A 20191-nucleotide genomic window follows, 5' to 3' on the forward strand; every position below is an offset into this window, starting at 1 on the left:
ATGTACTGATAGCGGGCGCGAAGCAGACGGTGTCAGGGCAGCCGGAATCGACCTATTTGAATCAGGCGTTGACGGGGCTTGGCTTGTCGCCGGGTGCGGCGAGCTTGCTTGAAGCCGGATTGGGATTGGGCAGTGCAGTGACGGCGGGAGCGGTGGCGAACGCGATCACTGACCGGGCGGCTGCGTTGAACAAGCTGGGCGCGGCTAGTTATAAAGAGTTCGTGACCGATGGCGTTAAAGTGCCGCCAGAGATGATGCATTTACCACAAATACAAGCCTTGATTCGGGAGATTCAGATAGGGAACCCGGGCATGCCTAAGGCGGACATTGAGAGAATTGCGCAAGGCTACATGAGGTCAGGTGCGAATTTGCCCAAAATGGGGACAGCATCGCCTGGTACGATGTTGGTGAAGGTGGTGCCAAAGGGCGGTAGTATTTCGCCGTATAGTGGTTTTTGGATGAGTCCTGAGCAGGCCCGCGCAATTGCAACGATGAAGCCTGAACAAGCAGGCCGGGTGTTGGGTTTACCGACAGCCCAAGCGGCTAACATGATGGGTAAGGGCGTGGATTACTACGCGATTACGCCCAAAGCGGGCGTTGCGCCAAATGTGTTTGTATCGGAAGTTGCGGGAACTTCGCAGGGCGCAGCGATGATGCCTGGCGGAGCGCAGCAAGTCATTGTGCCAAACCGAGGCCAGTGGACGGAGCCGGCCAAGATTAACCCATTCACATTGCGTTGAGGTGAAGTGTGGATAAGGTCAGGAATTTGCAAGAAAAGGCGCGTGCATTACACGAACTATTGGCTCGCTATGCCAAAGTAGATGACGATGCGGAAATGGTGCTGGGTTTTATGAGCAGCTTATTTGAGGAGATTGAACAGGGGAAGGTGGTGCCTCCGGTGGAAGACAGATATCTATGGTATTTTGCGAATACTGAGGGGCCGTTGTTCAAATATGCGGACCTGCTTCATGTATTTTCTCAATATTCTCGTGCTTTAGAAGGTTGGGAAATGTGATTTTGCATGGGCGGTTGCGTTTGCAAAGAGCCTTGAGCAATGCGGTATCACAGGAGCATAAAGCCCGGCGTTGCCGGGCTCCGCATTTTATGGTGCGTTAGCTGGAGTAATGACAAGCTTTCCTTTGCTGACTTGCACGAGCACGAGCTTAATAGTGCTGATTGGGATAGCGTTAAAAATGGGTTGGATCAGCGGGATTTAATCTATTTAGACTGAACCGCTTACCTGTTATTGGCGCAGGCATTGCTGGCGGAATAGGAGGGAGGTGACCTGCCCGGTGATTTTCGGCCCAGTTGAAACTTGAGAGAATGGCTTCCAACGGAGAAAGGAAGTCATGAAGAAGAGCCGGTTTGCGGAAGAGCAGATGGTTACGATCCTGCGCGAGGCGGACAAGACGCCGGTCGTGGAGGTAGCGAAGAAGCACGGGATCAGCGAGCAGACGATCTATAACTGGCGGCAGCATTTCGGCGGCCTGGAAGCTGCGGACGTGAAACGGCTGAAGCAGCTTGAGCAGGAGAATGCGCGACTCAAGAAGATGCTGGCCGAGCGTGATCTCGAATTGGACGTGATGAAGCAGATCAACGCAAAAAAATGGTGAGCGCGCTCGCGCGGCGCAAGCAGGTTGCCTACGCGAAGGTGCGGGGGCTATCGGAGCGACGCGCGTGCGCGCTGATGTCGGTGGCAAGATCGGCGCTGCATTATGAATCGAAGCTGGCCGAGCGGGATGCTCCGGTGCTTGCTGCAATGAGCATCCTGTCGGCGCAGTATCCGCGCTACGGCTACCGCCGCATCCAGATTTTTCTGGAGCGGCAGGGTCATCCGATGAGCGCTGATCGGGCATGGCGGTTATGGCGTCTGGCAGGCTTGCAGGTTCCGCGCAAGCGGCCTCGTCGGCGCGTGTCGGTGCATCGGGCTCGGCCGCAACCGGCGACGGCGGCACGGCACGTCTGGGCCGACGACTTCGTGTTCGATGCATGCGCCAATGGCCAACAGTTAAAGTGTCTGACTGTGATCGACGAATACACGCGCGAATGTCTGGCCATCGATGTCGCCGGATCGATCCGCTGCGCACGGGTTGTTGAAATCCTGTCGCAGCTGGTCAGCATGCATGGTGCACCGTGCTATCTACGCTCAGACAACGGGCCGGAGTTCGTGTCGTGCGCCATCCTGAAGTGGGCGGCGGACAACGGCATGGACATGGCACTGAGCGATCCCGGCAAACCCTGGCAGAACGGCGCGGACGAAAGCTTCAGCGGCAAGTTCCGCGACGAATGCCTGAGTCTGGAATGGTTCAGGAGTCGCCCGGAGGCGAAGGTGGTGATCGAACAGTGGCGGCGCCACTACAATGCCATCCGACCACATTCGAGCCTGGATTACCTGACGCCCAACGAGTTCAAGCAGCGGTATTGTTCAACTGAAGCAATCGAGGCCGTTCTCCAAGATTGAAACGGTCCGAAGAAATCAGGCAGGTTAATGTCCCATCGATGAAGGTCAGAGCCTCAATTTGTTTGCAACAGTTTGGGCACAGCTTGGAATATAGAGGAAATTTGTGGTTCGATTGCGCTTGCTGGGATAAATTTATTTCAGACTAAAAGTACAGATGTGATTGAAGCTAAACTTACGGATATGAGCTGTTACTTTGCTTTAACGTTCTGTACAAATTCTGAGTCTGGTAAACCAGAGATCTCATGGGAGGTGAGAAAGGTTAGCGTAACGGGTGCTGTAGTTACGGCAACATTTAGGTCAGCGCTTGACGCTGATACTTTAAGATATGCGAAATTTCAGTTCAAAGAGTTTGCTCGATGGTGATAGTAGGCGATAAGGTTCTCCCTGTTTTTGCGTCCAAAAAACCAGAGGTTATGCAGCGGTCCTCTTTGCGTTCTGAACTTTGGTCCAGTTCTGAAGAAATTGTTCCGGAGAAACAAAGCTGAGTGACCCTGGTCCGCAGAACTGCTCCATTCTCAAGCCAGGGCGGGGGCAGTGCCAGTTTCAACGTGCAAAACGGTAACGCGCTTGGCAACTACGCGAGCGTTGCCGAGCAGGCGGGGATAGAGGCTGGCCAAGGCGGTTTTGACATGGCCGTGAAGGGCAACACCGATCTGAAGGGGGCGTTTATTGCGAGTGAGGCGGCGAAAGCGCAGAATCGCCTGAAGACTGGCACGCTGAGCTATTCGGCTATCCTAATCGCCAATCGCAATAATCTGGTTCAACTGTTCGCATGCGGACGCGAACACATCATCCGGCACGCGCTTCCACGGATGTGCCTTCGCTCCCCGCGCTCGCCAGTCAAATGACTTGGGCTGGTGTCCAAGCACGTAGCCCGGGACGTTTTTCGGCCCCTGAAACTTGATAGCAAACGGATTCGTGTCATTGGAGTCAGCAGTTGTCATCGCAAGCCCGATGACAATGCCGGTTCGCTCGTTGAACAGTTTCGGTGACAGGACCAGCATCAGGTGCAAATCCTTCATTTCACGACCGGCCTGCGGATTGCAACCAATCCAGATAATGTCACGTCGGTCAGGCACCCATAAAGCACCTGTCATTAAAACACCTCCGCACCAACGCGGCTTGTTGCCATCGCCTCACCGCCGTGCTTTGCTGGATCAAACCGCGCCAATTTCTCCGCGAGCGTAAGCTTACGCGGACCCACCGGCTTTACTGTTACACCAACTTCATCCGTCGTCACCTCTACCTCCTGGCCAACCTGGAAATGCGCCGCGCGTGCAACCGCAGCGGGAATGCGCACAGCTAGACTGTTTCCCCACCGTTGGATCGTGAGCGTCGCGGTTTTTGCCATGATGTCTCGTTCCTTCCTATCATCGTATAAACGAGTATATACAATGATGCCGGAAGTTTCGACATGTTTATACATTCTGCGCCCCGTGCGACGGGGCAAAATAGGGCAAGCGCAGGACGGAGGCATCATACCTGTGCGACGTGAAAGTTGCGCAGTTTGTTGTTTCACCGCCGATGTTAGACGGCGGTGCAGGCATGGGAGTGTAGAAGCGAAGGTCGCCATTGTAATGGGCGAATAGGGGTTGTGTCGCAAGTCGAGGCAAGGAGGTTAGCTTGCTCAAGTACTGAGTCGGGTTGACATCCTGAAAATCGCAAGCCATGACTGCGCCGCCCAGGCGTTGCAAGCGGTGCTCGCCCATGAGCTGCTGCTTAGCGAACGTGGCTTCAGCCAAGCCGACCGCGGGCAATAACGGTGGGGCTCAGGCGCTCAAGGCGGTGTTCGAACATGGGCCAGCGCTCACGCAAGCAGGGCGTTCGAACAAGGAAATTGTGGACATGGCCGCGCACAGAGACGCGGCCAATCAGATACGGAAGATGGCTATACAGTTGCGGGAGCGGCAATAGGTGCAGCAGTTAGTCACATCGAGGGCACGCGACAATGCGATGCGCGTCGACAGCGCCGCGGTGACAGCACGGTTACCGGTCATCATCTTATGGAGACGATCCAGGGCAGAACACGTCCGTCGCAACTATGAGACCAGCAATGCAGCATAGTCATCTGCAGCTGGAGTCTACCGAGGCGAGCGGGCCGCGTTAGCGACCAGATGCTGTAGTAGGCATTCTACTGCTTCCTAGATTGGCGAACATAACGAGGCAGTAGGAAGGTGTCAAGGCCAACCACTTTTCGTTTCGCAGGTCGGTCCTTCCGATTTGACAAAACTACTTGGTCGTAGTCACTGTATTTTTAATTGACTAAATCAATTTTTGCCAAAAATGAAGATACTTAGCCACAGTAGGGTTGTTGCCGCATTTTCGTCGATCAGAGATTTGCCGAGGCAAATCAATAGCAAAGCTCTATCGCAGAGTTTGCGGAGTCCTATTCTTCAAAGTTTGCAGAACTTGCGTGAACCTAAAAAAGAGAATTATACTGGTTTTCGTGCCAGCCGGATGTCAATAATTGGTACCGATGCGCAACGAAAAAACCCTTTTGGCGACAAGAAAATAGTAAGTAATTTTTGGCAGAAGCCTAGCAGTGTGTCTAGTAAAAAACGCGATGCTCTTATAAAGAAAGCCAACGATTTGCTAGGGCAATTAGCCAATGTGGAGGATGTTGCTGATAAATCAATTAATGCCACCCTCAACAAAATGAAAAATCATAGTCGAGGTATGCGAGCAGATCAACAATATGAGGCAAAAGAAATATATCGCAACATTACTCGAGACATCGAATTAACAAAAAGCAAAATTTATGGAATTCTGCAAAATAACAATTTATCGCTCCACCATAAGGCGTCGTCGCAAAAAACAGAGTTATCTCAAAAGCAATATGCTGAGATACTAAAGCATTTTGATAATGTTGAGCGAGATTTTAAATCTAGTCTAGAGGTGGCCAAAATCAGACTTGGTGAGATAAATAAAGCATAAGATTATTTCGAAATGCCGTAAATCATTAATCGGCGAGTCGCATGGTCAGGCTGCGTCAGTCTTTCCCATACGCCTCGCTAGATGGGCGTTATCTCATCGCCGGCCTAGCCTTGCCTTGATCCAATCGACGATGGGTCGCCGACGACGTTCGCTATCTGCGTGACTAGCCGCCTTCCGTCGGTCGGGATCTTCCCACCATGTCACCGGTAACGGGTCAGGATCAAAGTTATATCGTGGTTCAGGCGCCAATTTGGCTCGTTCGTCGCGGATGCGAGCGTGTATCGGCAACAACAGCTGTTCCTGCTTGCTCAACGTCTTGTCAAGAAATTTAAAGTCTAACCACCCTTCGAGGTCAAGAAGAAGCCTTCTACGTGTGGACGGTGGAATACCGCTACTCAGGTCGAGGACACGCCCCAGCGTCTCGGGAGAGTACGTATGCTTTGAGTTGCAGCAAATCTCTAAGATTATTTTGCTAAACCGTTCCTTATCCATGCTCTGGCCACCGGACGTCCTATCAAAAGTATCAAGCGCTAGCGCTAGCGCAAAGTCGGGGTTGTTCCCTTCAGCCAAGTTGCTAAATGCAGCGATCAATCCTGCAATGATTGGCTCCTGATCGCATAGATCCAACCTTGGCAGGATTTCATACTTCCACTGTTGCAGCCTTCGGTTTTGTTCGGCAGCGGTCAAGCCAGCCAGCGCTTCAGGTAATCCCGCCAACGCCTCGCCTTTGCCTATCGACAACCGCTTGGCTGCTTCGAGCATGGATTCGTAGGTAGCAAGGCGTGTGTGTTCAGGCAGCCATCGGATCGCACGACCCAGCGCCTTGCGGGGTTTCGATTGAAGCTTCTTGGGAAGCGCTTCGACGTAATTGAGCAAGCGCCGATAACGCTCCAGCACAAGCGTTCGATCCAGACAATGAAGCATGAACAATTGCTGAGCGAGTTCCGTGCTTAATTCTGCCCGTCCGAGGTCGTCCAGCCGCGCCATTTCGTTCAGCAGCCGATCAAATCGCGTTGTCAACTCTGGCCTCGGGTTATAAGGCCGTCCAGGAACAGCCGCCCAATTCTGATACCCGGACCAATGAGAAGAGTCCAGTTGCAGCGCGAGGAATGGCAGTACCTTGCGCCGCTCCTCCAATGGGCTATCGATCGTGCGGTTGAGAATTGCATCGAACATTGCGATCATCGACTCAGCCGGCACAACATGATAGGAACCCAGCCCTGCGGTGCTCACCACATTATAGTCAGGTTCAAAATGATGAATCATCTTGTCCTGCAGCGCCTTACTGTTCGGGATTTTCACCACCTCAGCAAAGATGTGAGCAAATGCTTCAGTTTGTGCTTCAAAAGGAAGTCCACTAATGCCAGACATGGCGAGCTTGTCTAGTGCTGCCAATAGGACGTTCGGATTTGCAATGTCCCTATTCAGCCCATCCAACAGCTCACGCAACGCTCCTATGTGAACCTCCCTCTCGATGTCCTTCTCACGCAACGTCTTTAAGAACGCGTTAACGCGTTCCATAGGCGCCATGCCGGCATAACTGGCTGACGCTTGCCGCTGAGCCGTATGGGGGTCCCCGACGCTGAAGAAACCGCTTGGAGGCGAGTTGCCAGGACCGCTCTTGTGCGAGTCGATGGACGCATAGATGGCGGCATTGTGAAGGTTTGGCGGTGGCGTAGTATTGAAATCCATGCTAGGCGTATCGAGGATGAAAGAAAAACTAAGGTCGCAATGCCCCCGGGCGGATGCGAATATGAGTGCGCCGACTATATAACGCATGGGTGAACAGTTTTCCGAACCATTGCTGATAAGGCATGCACAAAGTCGTTTTCAATGGCTTTGTTGCATCAACACAATAGGATAGAATTGCAGGCCGCCAAGGTCCTGCTAGTTGCGACTGTGGTAGTTCAAAGACGGCTTGCCCGCTGCCTGTTGCCGCGGTATCGAAGCCTTGTGCTACTCGCTGGACGTGATCTTGTTGTCTGGAAAAGGGCGGCGCTAATCTGGCCAATCAAAACCGCAATTCGCGGAACAAAAAATTGACAATCTGAAGCGCGATTTGGCATAACGCCGTAAATCAATAATAGGCGACTGCGTCAGTCTTTCCCATACGCCTCGCCAGATGAGCATTATCTCATCGCCGACCTAGCCGTGTCTTGATCCAATCGACGATGGGTCGCCGACGACGCTCGCCATTTACATGACCAGCCGCCTTCCGTCGGTCCGGATCTTCCCACCATGTCACCGGTAATGGATCAGGGTCAAAGTTATATCGTGGTTCAGGCGCCAATTTGGCTCGTTCGTCGCGGATGCGAGCCTGTATCGGCAAAAATAGCTGTTCCTGCTTGCCCAATGTCTTTTCAAGAAATTTAAAGTCTAGCCATCCTTCGAGGTCAAGGAGAAGCCTTTCACGTGTGGACGGTGGAATACCGCTACTCAGATCGAGGATACGCCCCAGCGTTTCGGGAGAGTACATGTGCTTTCGGTTGCAGCGAATCTCTAAAATTATATTACTAAATCGGTCTTTATCCATGCTCTGGCCACCGGACGTCCTATCAAAAGTATCAAGCGCCAGCGCCAGCGCAAATTCGGGATTGTTCCCTTCAGCCAAGTTGCTAAATGCAGCGATCAATCCTGCAATGATTGGCTCCTGATCGCATAGATCCAACCTTGGCAGGATTTCATACTTCCACTGTTGCAGCCTTCGGTTTTGTTCGGCAGCGGTCAAGCCAGCCAGCGCTTCAGGTAATCCCGCCAACGCCTCGCCTTTGCCTATCGACAACCGCTTGGCTGCTTCGAGCATGGATTCGTAGGTAGCAAGGCGTGTGTGTTCAGGCAGCCATCGGATTGCACGGCCCAGCGCCTTGCGGGGCACTGATTGAAGCTTCTCGGGAAGCGCTTCGACGTAATTGAGCAAGCGCCGATAACGCTCCAGCACAAGCGTTCGGTCCAGACAATGAAGCATGAACAATTGCTTAGCGAGTTCCGTGCTTAATTCTGCCCGTCCGAGGTCGTCCAGCCACGCCATTTCGTTCAGCAGCCGATCAAATCGCGTTGTCAACTCTGGCCTCGGGTTATAAGGCCGTCCAGGAACAGCCGCCCAATTCTGATACCCGGACCAATGAGAAGAGTCTAACTGTAGTGCGAGGAGAGGTAGTATTTCGCGTCGCTCTTCTAATGGACCAGCGATCGTGCGGCTGAGGATTTCATCAAACACTGCAATCATCGACTCAGCAGGTACAACATGATAGGAGCCCAGCCCCCATGTGCTCAGACGGCGATAGTCTCCTTCAAAATGGTGGACCATCTTGTCCTGCAGCGCTTTGCTCCCCGGGGTTTTCAGCACCTCAGCAAAGATGTGTGCAAATGCTTCAGTTTGTGCATTTAACGGAAGGCCACTGATACCGGACATAGCCAGTTTGTCTAGTGCTGCCAGTAGGATGTTCGGGTCTGCAACGTCCCTATTCAGTCCATCCAACAACTCACGCAGCGCTCCTATGCGGACCTCTCTTTCGACGTCCTTCTCACGCAACGTTTTCAAGAATGCCTGAACGCGCTCCATAGGCGCCATGCCAGAGTAATTGGCTGGCGCCTGCCGCTGAGCCGTATCGGGGCCCCCGACGTTGAAGAAACCGCTTGGGGGCGAGTTGCCAGAACCGTGCGAGTCGACGGACGCATAGATGGCGGCATTGTGAGGATTCGGCGGTGGCGTAGTATTGAAATCCATACTGGTCCTATCGAGAATGAAAGAAAGCCTAAGGTCGCAATGCCACCCGGGCAGAGGCGAATAGGAGTGCGCCGACTATATAACGCATGGGTGAACGGTTTTCCGAACCATTGCTGATCAGGCATGCATAAAGTCACCTTCAATGGCTTTGTTGTATCAACACAATAGGATAGAATTGTAAGCCGCCAAGGTCCGGTAGGCGCGACTTTGTTGAGGTCAAAGACGGCTTGCCCGCTGCCGCGGTATCGAAGCCTTGTATTACTCGCTGGACGTGATCTTGTTGTCTGGAAAAGGGCGGCGCTAATCTGGCCAATCGAAACCGCAATTCGCGGAACAGAAAATTGACAATCTGAAGCGCGATTTGGCATAGTGCTGTAAATCAATAATAGGCGACTGCGTCAGTCTTTCCCATACGCCATCGCTAGATGGGCGTTATTTCATTGCCGGCGCAGCCGTGCTTTGATCCAATCGACGATGGGCCGGCGGCGGCGCTCGCTATTGGCGTGATCAGCCGCCTTCTGTCGGTCCGGATCTTCCCACCATGTCAGCGGGGGCGGGTCAGGGTTAAGGTTAAGTCGCGGCTCAGGCGCCAATTTAGCGCGTTCGTCGCGGATGCGAGCCTGTATCGGTAAAAATAGCTGTTCCTGCTTGCCCAATGCCTTTTTAAAAAACTTCCAATCTAGCCACTCCTCAAGGTCGCGGAGAAGCCTTTTTCGTGTCGTTGGGGAAAGATCACTGTTCAAGTCGAGGACACGTCCCAGTGTCTCGGGAGAGTAAGTGTGCGTTAAGTTGTGGTAAATGCCATGAATTATGCTTTGGAACCGGTCTTTATCCATGCTTTGGCCGCCGGACGTTATGTCAAAGGTATCGAGCGCCAGCAACAGCGCAAAGTCGGGGTTGTTCCCCTCTGCTAAATTGCCGAAGGCTTCTAGAAGCCCTGCAACGATTGGTTCCTGATCTTTTAGGTCCAACCTCGGCAGGATTTCATACTTCCATTGTTGTAACCTTCGGCTTTGTTCAGCGGCGGTCAAGCCAGCCAACGCTTCGGGCAATCCTGCCAACGCTTCACCTTTACCTGTCGTTAATCGGTTTGCCGCCTCCAGCATGGATTCGTAGGTAGCGAGGCGTGTGTGCTCTGGCAGCCAGCGAATTGCACGACCCAGCGCCTTGCGAGGTGTCGATTGAAGATTCTCGGGAAGTGCTTCGACGTAATTGAGCAAACGTTGATGTCGGTTCAACACAAGGGTGCGATCCAAACAGTGAAGCAGAAATAACTGGTTGGCAAGGTCCGTACTTAAGGTTGCCCGTCCGAGGTCGTCCAAGCGCGTCATTTCGTTCAGCAGCTGATCGAATCGCGACGCTAACTCGGGCCTTGGATTATAGGGCCTGCCATGAACGGCCGCCCAACTTTGCTCCCCGGTCCAATGAGAAGAATCCAGTTGCACCGCGAGGAGGGGCAGTATCTCGCGCCGCTTTTCTAACGGACTATCAATCGTGCGGCTGAGGATTTCATCAAACACTGCGATCATCGACTCAGCAGGCACAACATGATAGGGACCCAACCCCCATGTGCTCAGACGGCGATAGTCTCCTTCGAAATGGTGGACCATTTTGTCCTGCAGCGCTTTGCTCCCCGGGGTTTTCAGCACCTCAGCAAAGATGTGTGCAAATGCTTCAGTTTGTGTATCCAAAGGAAGCCCACGGATGCCAGATATGGCCAACCTGTCTAGTGCTGCTAATCGGATGTTCGAATCCGCAACGTCCCTATTCAGCCCATCCAACAGCTCACGCAACGCTTCTATGCGGACCTCCCTTTCGACGTTTTTCTCGCGCAACGTTTTTAAGAATGCCTGAACGCGCTCCATAGGCGCGATGCCAGAATAACTGCCTGGCGCTTGCCGCTGAGCCGTATCGGGGCCCCCGACGCTGAAGAAACCGCTTGGGGGCGAGTTGCCAGAACCGTGCGAGTCGATGGACGCATAGATGGCGGCATTGTGCGGGTTCGGTGGTGGCGTAGTATTGAAATCCATACTGGTCGTATCGAGAACGAAAGAAAGCCTAAGGTCGCAATGCCACCCGGGCAGAGGCGAATAGGAGTGCGCCGACTATATAACGCATGGGTGAACGGTTTTCCGAGCCATTGCTGATCAGGCATGCACAAAGTCGTTTTCAATGGCTTTGCTGCATCAACGCAATAGGATAGAATTACAGGCCGCTAAGGTCTGGTAGGCGCGAATGTGTTGGGGGCCAAGACGGCTTGCCCGCTGGCTGTTGCCACGATATTGAAGCCTTGTGCTACTCGCTAGACGTGATTTTGTTACCTGGAAAAGGGCAGCGCTAATCTGGCCAATCGAAAACTCAATTCGCAGAACAGAAAATTGGTAATCTAAAGCGTGATTTGGCGTAGTGCCGTAAATCAATAATAGACGAGCTGCATAGTAAGGCTGCGTCAGTCTAATCCATCCATCTCACCAAGATTGACGTTATCTCATTGCCGGCGCAGCCGTACTTTGATCCAATCGACAATTGGCTGGCGACGACGCTTGTCACCTGCGTGGCCAGGTGCCTTTCGCCGGCTAGGATCTTCCCACCATGTCACCGGTAACGGGTCAGGGTCAAGGTTAAGTAGCGGTTCAGAAACCAATTTGGCTCGTTCATCGCGGGCGCGAGCCTGTAGTGGTAACAGCAGCTGTTCCTGCTTGTTCAACGTCTTGTTCAACAACTTCCAATCCAGCCACCGTTCAAGGTCGAGGAGATGCCTTTCTCTTGTCCGAGCCGGAATATGGCTACATAAATCGAGGACACGTCCCAGCGTCTCGGGAGAATACGTGTGCGCTAAGTTGGACTCAATTCCTAGAACAATGTCGTCGAACCGTTCTTCATCCATGCTTTTGCCGCCGGACGTCCTGTCAAAGGTATCAAGCGCCAGCGCCAGCGCAAATTCGGGGTTGTTACCCTCGGCCAGTTTGCCGAACGTAGCGATCAATCCTGCAACGATCGGGTCCTGATCTGAGGGATCCAACATGGGTAGGATTTCGTACTTCCATTGTTGCAACTTTCGGTTCTGTTCGCCGGCGCTCAAGCCAATCATCGCTTCGGGCAATCCAGATAAAGCTTCGCCTTTACCGACCGTCAATCGGTTAGCTGCGTTCAGCATGGATTCGTAGGTAGCGAGGCGTGTGTGTTCAGGCAGCCATCGGATCGCACGACCCAGCGCCTTCCGGGGCCTAGATTGTAGATTTTCGGGAAGCGCTTCGACGTAATTAAGCAAGCGGCGATACCGCTCCAGCACCAAGTTTCGATCCAAACAATGAAGTATGAATAACCGGTCGGCAAGTCGCGTGCTTAATGCCTCTCGGCCGATGTCATCCAGCCGCGCCATTTCGTTCAGCAGCCGATCAAATCGCGCCGTCAACTCGGGCCTTGGTTTATAGGGTCTGCCGTGAACGGCTGCCCAAGTCTGCTCCCCGGTCCAATGAGAAGAGTCCAATTGTAGCGCGAGAAATGACAGTATCTTGCGCCGCTCTTCCAAGGAACTCTCGATCGTGCGGTTGAGAACTGCATCGAACACTGCGATCATCGACTCAGCAGGCACAACATGATAGCAGCCCAGCCCCGAGGTGCTCACCACATGATAGTCAGATTTGAAATGATGAATCATCTTGTCCTGTAGTGCCTGACTGTTCGGAATTTTCACCACCTCAGCAAAGATGTGAGCAAACGCTTCAGTTTGTGCCTCGAAAGGAAGCCCACTGATGCCAGACATGGCTAGCCTGTCTAATGCTGCTAATAGGATGTTCGAATCCACAACGTCCCTATTCAGCCCATCCAACAGCTCACGCAACGCTCTTATGCGGACCTCCCTTTCGACGTTTTTCTCGCGCAACGTTTTTAAGAATGCCTGAACGCGCTCTATAGGCGCCATGTCAGGGTAACTGGCTGTCGCCTGCCGCTGAGCCGTATCGGGGCCCCCGACGCTGAAAAAACCGCTTGGGGGCGAGTTGCCAGAACCGTGCGAGTCGACGGACGCATAGATGGCGGCATTGTGAGGGTTCGGCGGTGGCGTAGTATTGAAATCCATACTGGTCCTATCGAGGATGAAAGAAAGCCTAAGGTCGCAATGCCACCCGGGCGGATGCGAATAGGAGTGCGCCGACTATATAACGCATGGGTGAATGTTTTTCCGAACCATTTCTGATCAGGCATGCACAAAGTCGTTTTCAATGGCTTTGCTGCATCAGTACAATAGGATAGAATTGCAAGCCGCCCAGTTCCATTAGGCGTGACTGTGTTGGGCCAAAAACAGCTTGCCCGCTGGCTATTGCCACGGCATCGAAGCCTTGTATCTGGAAAAGGGCAGCACTAATTTGGCCAATCGAAAACTCAATTCGCGGAACAGAAAATTGACGATCTGAAGCGCGATTTAGCATAGCATTTAAATCAATAATAGGCGAGCCGCCTGGCAAGGTTGCGTCTTGCCAGGCGTGCGTTATTTCATTATCGGCGCAGCCGTGCCTTGATCCAATCAACGATTGGCCGGCGACAACGCTCATCACCTGCAGGGCCAGCCGCCTACTACCGGCTGGGGTTATCCCACCATGTCACCGGTAACGGGTCGGGTTCGAGATTAAGTAGCAGTTCAGCAACCAATTTGGCTCGTTCTCCACTCTGTCGATCAATCAGCTAGACTGTCGACTAGTCGACGACAAGAAGGGGCTCGAATATGACCACGGCAAAAACAGTCCGCAAAAATGCCAAGCACGACGACAAGACGCAGATCGTCGGTATCCGTATGGCCCCGATGCTCGCGCAGGAAGTCAAGATGGAAGCGACCAAGCGCGGCATTACGCTGAAAGTTCTCTTCGCTGAGCTATGGGAAAACCGCAAACACCGTGTTCAGTCATGAATAGCATCCAAACGGAAAATGACCTGATCGCCGTCGCTGCGGCACTAGTCGGGCCTTCGGCCGTGCTCTCTCCGGGCGAAAAGGCGCTTCTAAAAAAAGTCTCCAAGCGAGCCATTGAGCCGGCCTACTTGGGCACGATTCGCGACGATATCCTCGCCGGAAACGATCCGCTAGGTAATGCGTTTGCTGCTATTCGCTCCGCCATCGAGCGTCGTGCGGCTGGAGCCGTTTACACGCCCCTGCCAATCGTCCGCTCGATGATGGCTTGGTTATCCGCTCAAAGCACGCCGAGCCGCATCGTTGATCCGGGTGCGGGCTCGGGTCGCTTCATTCTCGCCGCAGGCGAAACTTTTCCGGATGCCCAACTTGTCGCCGTCGAGATGGACCCCCTGGCCGCGCTGATGCTGCGAGCCAATCTGAGCGCACGCGGCTGGACCGACCGGGCGACCGTGCTGGTCAACGACTATCGCGAGATCAAGCTTCCTCTCTGTACCGGGATGACGGCCTTCATCGGCAATCCGCCTTATGTGCGGCATCACGACATTGCCGAGGACTGGAAAGCTTGGTACGCCTCGAATTTCGCCAAATTCGGCATCAAGGCCAGTGCTCTGGCTGGTCTGCACCTGCACTTTTTCCTGCAAACTCGGCTACTCGCGAAGCCGGGCGACATGGGCGCGTTTATTACCTCGGCTGAGTGGATGGACGTGAACTACGGTTCAGCGCTGCGCCGGCTGCTACTTGAGGAACTGGGCGGCATCGCCCTGCACGTGCTTGAGCCAACCGTCGAAGCCTTCCCTGGTACGGCGACGACTGCTGCGATCACATGCTTTTGCGTCGGGGAGAGGGATGAGCCGGTGCGCGTTCGCGACGTCGGCGAGCTAGAACAACTTAACGGGTTGGCCAAGGGAACCGAGATTCCACGTGAGCGGCTACAAGCTGCTCCGCGCTGGTCGATCATTGTTCGACCGTCTGAACCTGCTACGGCCGGCGACATCGAGCTTGGCGAGCTGTTCCGCGTGCACCGAGGTCAGGTCACAGGCGCAAATGATATCTGGATTGCAGGCGAGCACGCAAAGGATCTGCCCGAGCGCGTCAAGCTGCCGGCAGTCACTAAGGCCAAGGATTTGATCCTGGCCGGCGCTCAACTGCAGTCGGCAGAGGCCCTACGGCGTGTGATTGATCTTCCTGCCAAGCTGGATGATTTTACCCAGGAAGAGCGTTGCCGCATCAACGCCTTCCTCTCGTGGGCGAAGTTGAACGGTGCTGATCAGAGCTACATCGCGCAACACCGTAAGGCCTGGTGGTCGGTGGGGCTCAAGGCTCCGGCCCCGATCCTTTGCACCTACATGGCTCGCCGGCCGCCGCAATTCACGCTCAACGCATGCGACGCGCGGCACATCAACGTTGCGCACGGCCTCTACCCGCGCGAGCCGCTGGCCGATGGCCTGATGGTTCGGCTGGTGACGTGGCTCAACAAGAACATCAACACGGGGAGCGGCAGAACGTATGCCGGCGGTTTGACCAAGTTCGAGCCCAAGGAGATCGAGCGCCTGCGCATCCCAAGCCTAGAAACGCTTCTCGCATGACCAGTGCACCACCTCGATGGACCACAGCTGCACTTGCCAAAGACGCTGCTACCTCTGCTGGCCAGTTCCGGGCCGAGCGCCTGGCTGTCTCTGACTCCTGGGAAACGCACTACACTCAGGCGCGCGGCAAGTTCGAGCTGCTTTTTAAGAAGCTGAGCGACCTCAACCCAGGCGCGATCACCGACGACAACCTAGCCGAAGCTTACAACTTGGGTCTTGGCGAAGCGTTGCGCTACTTAGCCGGCCCGCCGATTTCGGACGACGACTTGCAGGTGATCGCCGATGTCGACTCGATCGCTCCAGGCGTCTTGAAGAAGAACCCCGAGGCGCTGCGTAAGGTGTTCAAGGTCATTGAGCGGGTGATCGACCTGCATCGGTTCCCGTGGATAGAAGCCGGCGGCGCACCCACCGAGCAACAGCGTGAGGCAGCATTGCTGGCCTCCTCCGTGCTCTTGGCCGCACAGCGCATCGCCACCGAGCGTCGTAACGAGGGTAAGGAGAACCAAGAAACCAAGGTTAAGGACTATCTTCGCAGCCTGGGCTTCACCGAGGCCCCAGCCGTAGCAATCAATACGATTGTTAAAGGTCCGCAGGCCATGCAGTTCTGCGCCGAGTGCCAGCTCGGTGAGCGCAAGGCCGATGTCGTCGTGCGCTTGCACGACACGCGACTCATGGCGATCGAGTGCAAGGTGTCAAACAGCGCCACCAACAGCGTGAAGCGCCTGAACAACGACGCCGCCGTGAAGGCTGAATACTGGATCAAACAGTTTGGCATCGCGCAGGTCGTACCGGCCGCCGCGCTGGCGGGCGTCTTTAAGGTTCTTAACCTCGAACAAGCGCAAGCGCGCGGGCTTTCCCTGTTCTGGTCACACGATCTCGACAAGCTTGGCGCGTTCATCGAATCTACCAAGTGAGCCGCGCATGACACGGCCACCTTAGTTTTCGGCTGGTCACAGATCATCCTGGTTCGCGCGTGCGTCAGTGGGATCGGCTCATTTCGATTTCAGGCCGCACCAAACAAACTTCACGGACGCATCGGCGCGCGCCGATTCGGATAGCGTATGAAAATGTAGAAGACTTGCGCCAGCGAGGATGAGCGCGCACACGACAACCGTACCAGACGAAGCCGAGGGCGAGGCCCGCCAGTGCTCATTCCGATACGAAACAGTTTAAATTCGCTCAAGGCAACAGCCGAATCTTGCTGCCCAAGCTAGGCTGGCTGCGCTACCGTCACTGTCGCTGCGTGCTCGGCACGGTGAAAAACGTCACCGTCAACCTGTCGTGCTATAAATAGATCGTGCCGATTCAGACTGAGTGAGAGGTCGAACCGCCGATTGCGAACGGCGGCGCGGTCGGCATCGACATGGGTGTGGCCCGCCTTGCCTGTGAAGTGAGCGGTGTTGTCATGCCGCTAGTAGCAGGAACTCACTGAAGCGGCTCACTGCGGCTCGATGCCGAGGCGAGCACCGTAGAAATCCCCAGAATTTAAGCGGGAGAATGTCAAGACTGATCTCCATGGCAAAAAACAAGCACGTTTCACAAACGCCGGCCACCCAGTTGCTGCGCCAGCATCACATCGAGTTCGGCGAGCATTCCTACGATTACGTGGAGCACGGCGGCACTGCCGAATCCGCACGGCAACTCGGCGTAGAAGAGCATTGTGTGATCAAGACGCTGGTGATGGAAGACGAGCACGCGAAACCGCTGATCGTGTTGATGCACGGCGATCGCACGGTATCGACCAAAAACCTGGCGCGGCAAATTGGCGCCAAGCGCATCGAGCCATGCAGGCCCGACGTCGCGAACCGGCATTCGGGCTACCTGGTCGGCGGCACGTCGCCATTCGGCACGCGCAAGCCGCTGCCAGTGTATGTGGAACGCACGATCCTCTCGCTCGAGAGGATTTACCTGAACGGCGGGCGGCGCGGCTACCTCGTGAGCCTCGCGCCGGCAGTACTCACGGCACTGTTGGCCGCCACGCCGGTGGACTGCGCGAGCGGGGACTGAGCGCGTGGGATCGCAGCGCGCTGCCATGCGCCAGCACAGCAAGCTCTCACGCGCGCCTGGACAGGGCCGTGTTAGGTAGAATGACGCGCTTTAAACGAATTGCACGACCTTCTCCATGGCTAACCTGCTTGTCGCCGTCGTTGCGTACCTGATCGGCTCGATATCGTTCGCGGTGGTGGTCAGCGCCGCGATGGGCCTGTCCGACCCGCGCACCTATGGCTCGAAGAACCCCGGCGCGACCAATGTGCTGCGCAGCGGCAACAAGGCGGCGGCGATTCTGACGCTGCTTGGCGACGCTTTCAAAGGATGGCTTGCCGTGTGGCTCGTCAAGCATGCTGGCGCCGCATACGGGCTCGACGCATTCTCGGTGGCGCTGGCATCGATCGCCGTATTCGTCGGCCATCTGTATCCGGTGTTCTTCCGCTTCCAGGGCGGCAAGGGCGTGGCCACCGCGGCCGGCGTGCTGCTCGCAATCGACCCGGTACTCGGCATCGCGACTGCTGCCACGTGGCTGATCATTGCTTTCTTTTTCCGCTACTCGTCCTTGGCCGCACTGATCGCGGCGCTGTTCGCGCCGTTGTTCGACCTGTTCATGTTCGGCAGTAACCCGGTCGCCGGGGCCATCATTGCCATGAGCGTGTTGCTGGTGTGGCGGCACCGCGCAAACATCAGCAAGTTACTGGCCGGGCAGGAGAGCCGGATTGGCGACAAGAAAGGCGCACCGGGCCGCGGCGGTGACGGCGGGGGCCGCTAAGCAACGCGCCGCTCAGTCGCGAAAATTATTGAAGTCGAGCGGGGCGTCGCTCACCTCCTTGCGCAGTATCGCAATGACGGATTGCAGATCGTCGCGCTTGGTGCCGCTCACGCGCACCGCGTCGCCCTGTATGCTGGCTTGCACTTTGATCTTGCTGTCTTTGACTAGCTTGACAATTTTCTTCGCGAGATCGCCCGCCACACCCTTTTTAACAGTGACGAGTTGCTTGACCTTGTCGCCGCCGATTTTCTCGATTTTGCCGTAGTCGAGAAAGCGCACGTCGACCTGACGCTTGGCCATTTTTTGCAGCAACACGTCCTTGACCTGGCCGAGCTTGAAATCATCGTCGGCGAATAGCGTCAACTCACGTTCCTTCTGCTCGACGCGCGCATCCGATCCCTTGAAGTCGAAGCGCGTCGAGATTTCCTTGTTCGACTGCTCGACCGCGTTTTTGACCTCGACCATGTTGGCTTCCACGACTACATCGAACGACGGCATTGCATTTTCTCCCGAAAGAACTGCTAGCACGGCTGCACGATACCCGGTGTGCTGTGCCGGGACGATCGTGACGAGCCGCTATAATGCGACACATCTTGTCATTTTACCGATGGCCTGCGTTTTGCCAAATCGCGCGCCACGCCTGCCGTGCCATAGCGGGCTGCGTGCGCGTTGGCGGCGTTGACCCATAACGGCCTTTGCGATGTCCCGATTGCCTGACGCTGACCTGGCGCCCAATGCGCTGCAGGCGGACTATTCACTGCGAGATCACAATACGTTTGGCTTTGACGTGCGCGCGCGACTGGGCGGCGTGATTCGCTCGGAAGCCGCCCTCGCCGCGCTGCGCGCCGACGGGCGGATCGTCGGCATGCCGCGCCTGGTGCTCGGCGCGGGCAGCAACGTCGTGCTCACGCGTGACTTCGATGGCTTGGCGCTCGTGATCGACTTGCGCGGCAGGCGCGTCGTCGCGCAGACCGACGATGCCTACATCGTCGAGGCCGCTGCCGGCGAGCGCTGGCACGACTTCGTTGACTGGACGCTGCAACAAGGCATGGCCGGATTGGAGAATCTCGCGCTGATCCCCGGTACGGTTGGCGCCGCGCCGGTACAGAATATCGGCGCATATGGCCTCGAGCTCGCCGAGCGCTTCGAACGGTTGCGCGCGCTCGACATGGTCGATGGGCGTATCGTGGAACTCGATGCACCAGCCTGCGCGTTCGGCTATCGCGACAGCGTATTTAAGCATGCGGCGCGCGATAGGCTGATCATCCTGTCCGTCACGTTTCGCTTGCCGAAGCGATGGCGCGCCCGCGCTTCGTACGCGGACGTTGCAAGCCGGCTCGCCGCGAGCGGGATTGGCGAGCCGACGGCGCGACAGATCTTCGACGCGGTTACCGCGATCCGACGTGAAAAGCTGCCTGACCCGGCGGTTCTGGGCAACGCAGGCAGTTTTTTCAAGAATCCGATCGTCGACGCCGAGCAGTTTGCGGCGCTGCGCGCGAAGGAGCCGGATATCGTGTGCTACACGCAGCGCGATGGCCGCGTCAAGCTGGCTGCCGGTTGGATGATCGATCGCTGCGGGTGGAAAGGGCGCTCGATTGGCGCGGCCGCCGTGCACGAGCGCCAGGCCCTGGTGCTGGTCAATCGCGGTGGCGCGACCGGCGAACAGGTACTGGCGCTGGCGCAGGCAATCCGCGCGGACGTCAGCCAGCGATTCGGCGTGGTACTCGACATGGAGCCGCTGGTCGTCTGAATCCGCGCATGCGAGGTGCTAGTGCTGGCGGGGGCGCGGCTGTCCGCCGCAATCATGGGCGGCTGG

18 protein-coding genes and 1 pseudogene are annotated in these 20191 nt (G+C 55.7%); 11 read left to right on the forward strand and 8 right to left on the reverse strand.

Translation table 11 applies throughout. The features are described 5' to 3' along the window. The 4 genes and pseudogenes from KPG66_RS01850 to KPG66_RS17840 all read left to right on the forward strand — a co-directional run. Positions 1-740 (forward strand): hypothetical protein (locus KPG66_RS01850; protein ID WP_237069846.1); only part of this gene is annotated, 740 nt, incomplete at its 5' end. Positions 741-748: 8 nt separating this feature from the next. Further along, positions 749-1015 (forward strand): hypothetical protein, encoded by a 267-nt coding sequence (locus tag KPG66_RS01855; RefSeq protein WP_237069847.1) that lies wholly within the window; start codon positions 749-751, stop codon positions 1013-1015. Between the two features lie 334 nt (positions 1016-1349). Next, a protein-coding gene (locus KPG66_RS01860; protein ID WP_237069848.1) for an IS3 family transposase occupies positions 1350-2461 on the forward strand; the annotation gives its coding sequence in 2 pieces (ribosomal slippage) (positions 1350-1608 and positions 1608-2461; 1113 coding nt in all). A gap of 518 nt (positions 2462-2979) precedes the next feature. Then, positions 2980-3195: pseudogene (locus KPG66_RS17840) on the forward strand (hypothetical protein); the annotation flags it as partial. Here KPG66_RS17840 and KPG66_RS01865 read toward each other — a convergent pair. Together KPG66_RS01865 and KPG66_RS01870 are read right to left on the reverse strand one after the other, a co-directional pair. Beyond that, the gene (locus KPG66_RS01865; protein ID WP_237069849.1) at positions 3196-3558 is read right to left on the reverse strand and encodes a type II toxin-antitoxin system PemK/MazF family toxin; all 363 of its coding nucleotides are present in this window, start codon (positions 3556-3558) and stop codon (positions 3196-3198) included. Continuing rightward, entirely contained in the window at positions 3558-3812 is a 255-nt protein-coding gene (locus KPG66_RS01870) for an AbrB/MazE/SpoVT family DNA-binding domain-containing protein (protein ID WP_237069850.1), read from the reverse strand. Before KPG66_RS01870 ends, KPG66_RS01865 begins: the two co-directional genes overlap by 1 nt. A gap of 1058 nt (positions 3813-4870) precedes the next feature. On the opposite strand from KPG66_RS01870, the gene KPG66_RS01875 reads away from it, so the two are divergent. Continuing rightward, complete coding sequence (locus KPG66_RS01875) at positions 4871-5395, forward strand: hypothetical protein (protein ID WP_237069851.1); 525 nt, start codon at positions 4871-4873, stop codon at positions 5393-5395. A 93-nt stretch (positions 5396-5488) separates the two neighbouring features. On the opposite strand, the gene KPG66_RS01880 is transcribed toward KPG66_RS01875, so the two are convergent. The 5 genes from KPG66_RS01880 to KPG66_RS01900 all read right to left on the reverse strand — a co-directional run bounded on the left by KPG66_RS01880 (position 5489) and on the right by KPG66_RS01900 (position 13678). Then, entirely contained in the window at positions 5489-6916 is a 1428-nt protein-coding gene (locus tag KPG66_RS01880; RefSeq protein ID WP_237069852.1) for a hypothetical protein, read from the reverse strand. A gap of 613 nt (positions 6917-7529) precedes the next feature. Then, positions 7530-8957, reverse strand: coding sequence for a hypothetical protein (locus KPG66_RS01885; protein WP_237069853.1), 1428 nt, complete (start codon positions 8955-8957; stop codon positions 7530-7532). Between the two features lie 602 nt (positions 8958-9559). Then, positions 9560-11152 (reverse strand): hypothetical protein, encoded by a 1593-nt coding sequence (locus tag KPG66_RS01890; RefSeq protein ID WP_237069854.1) that lies wholly within the window; start codon positions 11150-11152, stop codon positions 9560-9562. Between the two features lie 458 nt (positions 11153-11610). After that, positions 11611-13203 (reverse strand): hypothetical protein, encoded by a 1593-nt coding sequence (locus KPG66_RS01895; protein WP_237069855.1) that lies wholly within the window; start codon positions 13201-13203, stop codon positions 11611-11613. Positions 13204-13342: 139 nt separating this feature from the next. Then, complete coding sequence (locus tag KPG66_RS01900) at positions 13343-13678, reverse strand: hypothetical protein (protein ID WP_237069856.1); 336 nt, start codon at positions 13676-13678, stop codon at positions 13343-13345. Between the two features lie 167 nt (positions 13679-13845). Here KPG66_RS01900 and KPG66_RS01905 point away from each other — a divergent pair, with 167 nt between their 5' ends. The 5 genes from KPG66_RS01905 (at position 13846) to plsY (ending at position 18375) form a co-directional block, all read left to right on the forward strand. Next, a complete protein-coding gene (locus KPG66_RS01905; RefSeq protein ID WP_237069857.1) occupies positions 13846-14028 on the forward strand; it encodes a hypothetical protein in 183 nt (60 codons plus the stop codon). Positions 14029-14156: 128 nt separating this feature from the next. Beyond that, entirely contained in the window at positions 14157-15614 is a 1458-nt protein-coding gene (locus tag KPG66_RS01910) for an Eco57I restriction-modification methylase domain-containing protein (RefSeq protein WP_237069858.1), read from the forward strand. Beyond that, entirely contained in the window at positions 15611-16528 is a 918-nt protein-coding gene (locus KPG66_RS01915; protein WP_237069859.1) for a XamI family restriction endonuclease, read from the forward strand. Before KPG66_RS01910 ends, KPG66_RS01915 begins: the two co-directional genes overlap by 4 nt. Positions 16529-17129: 601 nt before the next feature. Beyond that, positions 17130-17621, forward strand: coding sequence for a Cys-tRNA(Pro) deacylase (ybaK, locus tag KPG66_RS01920; RefSeq protein WP_237069860.1), 492 nt, complete (start codon positions 17130-17132; stop codon positions 17619-17621). A gap of 115 nt (positions 17622-17736) precedes the next feature. Further along, positions 17737-18375, forward strand: a complete 639-nt coding sequence (gene plsY, locus KPG66_RS01925) for a glycerol-3-phosphate 1-O-acyltransferase PlsY (protein WP_237069861.1) — start codon at positions 17737-17739, stop codon at positions 18373-18375. A 12-nt stretch (positions 18376-18387) separates the two neighbouring features. Here the strand turns inward: plsY and KPG66_RS01930 are convergent, their stop codons facing one another. Further along, positions 18388-18873 (reverse strand): YajQ family cyclic di-GMP-binding protein, encoded by a 486-nt coding sequence (locus KPG66_RS01930; protein WP_237069862.1) that lies wholly within the window; start codon positions 18871-18873, stop codon positions 18388-18390. A gap of 202 nt (positions 18874-19075) precedes the next feature. Between KPG66_RS01930 and murB the strand changes: the two genes are divergently transcribed. Continuing rightward, the gene (gene murB / locus KPG66_RS01935) at positions 19076-20125 is read left to right on the forward strand and encodes a UDP-N-acetylmuramate dehydrogenase (protein WP_237069863.1); all 1050 of its coding nucleotides are present in this window, start codon (positions 19076-19078) and stop codon (positions 20123-20125) included. Positions 20126-20191 lie beyond the last annotated feature (66 nt).

The sequence above is a fragment of the Mycetohabitans sp. B2 genome (assembly GCF_021733735.1).
GTDB lineage: Bacteria > Pseudomonadota > Gammaproteobacteria > Burkholderiales > Burkholderiaceae > Mycetohabitans > Mycetohabitans rhizoxinica.

Excerpts from the sequence above, each read along its gene's own strand:
- ybaK (WP_237069860.1), top strand. The coding sequence starts at position 17,130 with ATGGCAAAAAACAAGCACGTTTCACAAACGCCGGCCACCCAGTTGCTG.
- KPG66_RS01905 (WP_237069857.1), top strand. The coding sequence starts at position 13,846 with ATGACCACGGCAAAAACAGTCCGCAAAAATGCCAAGCACGACGACAAG.
- KPG66_RS01880 (WP_237069852.1), bottom strand. The coding sequence starts at position 6,916 with ATGGAACGCGTTAACGCGTTCTTAAAGACGTTGCGTGAGAAGGACATC.
- KPG66_RS01870 (WP_237069850.1), bottom strand. The coding sequence starts at position 3,812 with ATGGCAAAAACCGCGACGCTCACGATCCAACGGTGGGGAAACAGTCTA.
- KPG66_RS01885 (WP_237069853.1), bottom strand. The coding sequence starts at position 8,957 with ATGGAGCGCGTTCAGGCATTCTTGAAAACGTTGCGTGAGAAGGACGTC.
- KPG66_RS01915 (WP_237069859.1), top strand. The coding sequence starts at position 15,611 with ATGACCAGTGCACCACCTCGATGGACCACAGCTGCACTTGCCAAAGAC.
- murB (WP_237069863.1), top strand. The coding sequence starts at position 19,076 with ATGTCCCGATTGCCTGACGCTGACCTGGCGCCCAATGCGCTGCAGGCG.
- KPG66_RS01895 (WP_237069855.1), bottom strand. The coding sequence starts at position 13,203 with ATGGATTTCAATACTACGCCACCGCCGAACCCTCACAATGCCGCCATC.
- KPG66_RS01930 (WP_237069862.1), bottom strand. The coding sequence starts at position 18,873 with ATGCCGTCGTTCGATGTAGTCGTGGAAGCCAACATGGTCGAGGTCAAA.
- plsY (WP_237069861.1), top strand. The coding sequence starts at position 17,737 with ATGGCTAACCTGCTTGTCGCCGTCGTTGCGTACCTGATCGGCTCGATA.
- KPG66_RS01890 (WP_237069854.1), bottom strand. The coding sequence starts at position 11,152 with ATGGATTTCAATACTACGCCACCACCGAACCCGCACAATGCCGCCATC.
- KPG66_RS01865 (WP_237069849.1), bottom strand. The coding sequence starts at position 3,558 with ATGACAGGTGCTTTATGGGTGCCTGACCGACGTGACATTATCTGGATT.